We start from the raw sequence: 3013 nt of genomic DNA, 5'->3' as shown, positions 1-3013 counted from the left end.
CGGCGAGTTCCTGCGCACGGAGGAGAACCTTCTTGTACTCGTCCTTCTTGCGGATTACGTGGTCCGACGGGGACACGAGCACGATGGTTTCCGGATCCATGGTAAGGCAGGCAAGCGCAATCGCGGGCGCAGTGTTGCGGCCCACGGGTTCCAGCAGGAACTTGCTGCCGGTCATGCCTTCGACTTCGAGCTGGTCCTTCGCGAGGAAGAACTGGTCGGCGTTGGAGACGATGAACTGCGACTCGCAGACGGCGGCGTTCGTGACAACCGTCTTGCGGAACAGGGACTGCCCGTCAAAGAGCGGGGCAAACTGCTTGGGCATCAGGGAACGGCTCACGGGCCAGAGGCGCGTGCCCGAACCACCACAAAGGATAAGGTTAATCATATCTATTACCACCCATCTCTAGAAATCAGCTCAATGTTACGAGTCGTGCTAGCCCCGTAGTTTATGATCGATGCCGTAGGCAAGATCAAATTCACGAGACGGTTCCACGTTCCAAGATCGGAAGCATCGACATAGACAACGTCACGCGAATTCAGGTTGAAGCGTTCGGCCATCGCGAGCGCCATCGCGTTCTTCGCATTCAGGTGGTACACGTCAATCTGCTTTTCCGAAGTGTTACGGATAACATAAATAGACTTAGAAGACGCATATGTCGTCTGCAGGCCACCAGCCGCAGCCAATGCCTCGACGAGCGAGAGCTTGCCCTGGTTCACGTTCACGGCGCCAGTCCTCGCAACTTCGCCCATCACGAACACGCGGTTCTCCTTCTGGGTCTCGCTGAGGGCCGGAATAAAAATCTGGTCATCGGGCTTGAGGAGAATCTTGTCGAGCGGGAGGTTCGCCTTGAATGCATCAAGGTAGTTGATGCTATAGACCTTGTCTCCACGGCGCAGTTGCATTCCGGAGGGGTCTGCCTCATCGGCAAATCCACCCACGCTCGCAATCGCAGCGGGGATAGTCATCGGCAGTTCGTTAAAGGAAACGTAGCCCGGTTTGTTCACGGCTCCGGAGATAAACGCCTTGAGGCTGTTGTAGCCCGTCACGCGTACATCAACCTGCGGATCGTTCAAAATCTTGTCGGAAAGGCGCTTCGTGATTTCGGCACGAAGTTCCTGCGCCGTAAGACCCGCGGCCTTAATCTCGCCAGCATAGGGGTAGAATAGCGTGCCATCGGTCGTCACGCGCTGGCCGGCAGGCTGGTACTGGCCCATCGGGGACGTGAGTTCCGGGTGTTCCCAAACGACCACCTGGACCATGTCCAGAGGACCGATGCGGTATTCAAGACTCGGCAGGGAATCCACAATCAGTTCTGCAAGCTCGCCGAAATCCGACTTTGCAGAATCACCGGCAGCAGCCGTGCCCGTGCCAAAATCACCGTTTTCGATAGAGTGGACAACCACCTTGATGCCGTTGTATTCGGCGGATCCTTCCGCATCACCTTCCGGCACCGACATTCGCATGTGGGGGCCCAGCGAGCAGCCGCCCATGACGAGGGCAACACCGGCAGCAAGCAAAAGATTCAATTTTTTCATTATTGAGCCTCGCTCTGTTTAATCTTCTCGACCCAATAAGGGGTCAGTTTAGAAATAAAGTTCCAAGCCAACACAAAAGCACTTTCGGGCCTACGGTAGGGGTCGGGGACATCGACCTGCTGAGCCTCGCCATAACGATGGACCTTGTCTCCAAGGGCCGGATAGCGGCGCAAAAGTTCCGCCTTGTGCCCATTTTCCATAACCAGGACAAGATCCGCCCACTTGAGGATATCCAGGTTTATTTGGCGAGCACGGTGCGCGCTCATATCAATACCATGTTCAAGAGCGATCTTCTGGCTGATTTCGTGCGCAGGATGATCCACCAAGGCGCCAAGCCCGGCGCTCATGACTTCAAAACCCTCACCGAGTTCCTTTTTCAAAAGGTATTCTCCCGTGGGGCTACGGCAAATATTTCCCGTACAGACAACTAAAATATGCTTCATTGCTCTTAAATTAGAAAATTATATCATAAGAGATGCCCGCCTGCGCGGGCATGACAAAAGGAATTACACTTCAAACGCGAAGCCCAGGTCATTGAGCGGCGGGTTCTTCGTGTCCTTTTCGGAGAGAAGCGGTTCAAAGCCATTGCCCACCGGCCACTTGATGCCGATTTCGGGGTCGTTCCACATGAGGCCGCCTTCGTCCTTCGGGTCGTAGAGGCGGGTGCACTTGTAAACAAATGTCGCTGTTTCGCTGAGGACCACAAACCCATGCGCAAAGCCTTCGGGAATGTAGAACTGCTTCTTGTTCTCGGCAGAGAGCGTAACACCTTCCCACTTGCCGAACGTCGGGCTACCCTTGCGCAGGTCCACAGCCACGTCAAAGACTTCACCGTCAATCACGCGCACGAGCTTTCCCTGCGGATTCTTCTTCTGGAAGTGGAGGCCGCGGAGTACGCCCTTCTTGCTCTTGGATTCGTTGTCCTGCACGAAGACCATATTGAGGCCGGCAGCGTCAAATTCGCCCTTGTTGTAGGTTTCCATGAAGTAGCCGCGCTGGTCGCCAAAGACCGTCGGCTCGATAATCGTCACGCCCTCGATAGAGGTTTTGATAAAGTTAAACTTTCCCATTATCTGTTCCCGTACATTTTTTCGTAATACTTTTCGTAGTCGCCGCTCGTGATGTTGTCGAGCCATTCCTGGTTGTCGAGGTACCAGCGCACCGTCTTCTCGATGCCTTCCTCGAACTGCAGGCTCGGTTCCCAGCCCAGTTCCTTCTGGAGCTTGGTGGAGTCGATGGCGTAGCGCGCGTCGTGGCCCAGGCGGTCCGTCACGTAGGTGATGAGGTTCATGTCCTCGCCTTCCGCGCGGCCGAGCAACTTATCGACAGTTTTAATCACGACCTTGATGATGTCGATGTTCTTCCATTCGTTGAACCCGCCGATGTTGTAGGTTTCGGCAATTTTGCCGTTATGGAAAATCACGTCGATGGCGCGGGCGTGGTCTTCCACGAAGAGCCAGTCGCGCACGTTCTCGCC

At 55.1% G+C, this 3013-nt stretch carries 5 protein-coding genes; all 5 read right to left on the bottom strand.

Translation table 11 applies throughout. From position 1 onward, the window contains the following. On the bottom strand, positions 1-385 hold a 385-nt coding region (locus tag B2952_RS10775), incomplete at its 3' end, for a sugar phosphate nucleotidyltransferase (protein ID WP_290781613.1). A gap of 5 nt (positions 386-390) precedes the next feature. After that, positions 391-1536: a polysaccharide biosynthesis/export family protein gene (locus B2952_RS10770; RefSeq protein ID WP_073113507.1), complete on the bottom strand. Its 1146-nt coding sequence runs from the start codon at positions 1534-1536 to the stop codon at positions 391-393. Beyond that, a complete protein-coding gene (locus B2952_RS10765) occupies positions 1536-1979 on the bottom strand; it encodes a low molecular weight protein-tyrosine-phosphatase (protein ID WP_073113508.1) in 444 nt (147 codons plus the stop codon). The genes B2952_RS10770 and B2952_RS10765 overlap by 1 nt, the downstream gene beginning before the upstream one ends. Before the next feature lie 63 nt (positions 1980-2042). After that, the gene (rfbC, locus tag B2952_RS10760) at positions 2043-2606 is read right to left on the bottom strand and encodes a dTDP-4-dehydrorhamnose 3,5-epimerase (RefSeq protein ID WP_290736337.1); all 564 of its coding nucleotides are present in this window, start codon (positions 2604-2606) and stop codon (positions 2043-2045) included. Beyond that, positions 2606-3013, bottom strand: a 408-nt coding sequence (locus tag B2952_RS10755) for a GDP-mannose 4,6-dehydratase (RefSeq protein ID WP_290781611.1), incomplete at its 5' end; no start/stop codon positions are given. The genes B2952_RS10755 and rfbC, both read right to left, overlap by 1 nt.

Source organism: Fibrobacter sp. UBA7003 (assembly GCA_002449765.1).
Taxonomy (GTDB): Bacteria; Fibrobacterota; Fibrobacteria; order Fibrobacterales; family Fibrobacteraceae; genus Fibrobacter.
This window is presented reverse-complemented; position numbering and strand designations above follow the sequence as displayed.

Bases quoted from the DNA above. Each gene is read 5' to 3' on its own strand.
- B2952_RS10770 (WP_073113507.1), bottom strand. From the start codon at position 1,536: ATGAAAAAATTGAATCTTTTGCTTGCTGCCGGTGTTGCCCTCGTCATG.
- B2952_RS10765 (WP_073113508.1), bottom strand. From the start codon at position 1,979: ATGAAGCATATTTTAGTTGTCTGTACGGGAAATATTTGCCGTAGCCCC.
- rfbC (WP_290736337.1), bottom strand. From the start codon at position 2,606: ATGGGAAAGTTTAACTTTATCAAAACCTCTATCGAGGGCGTGACGATT.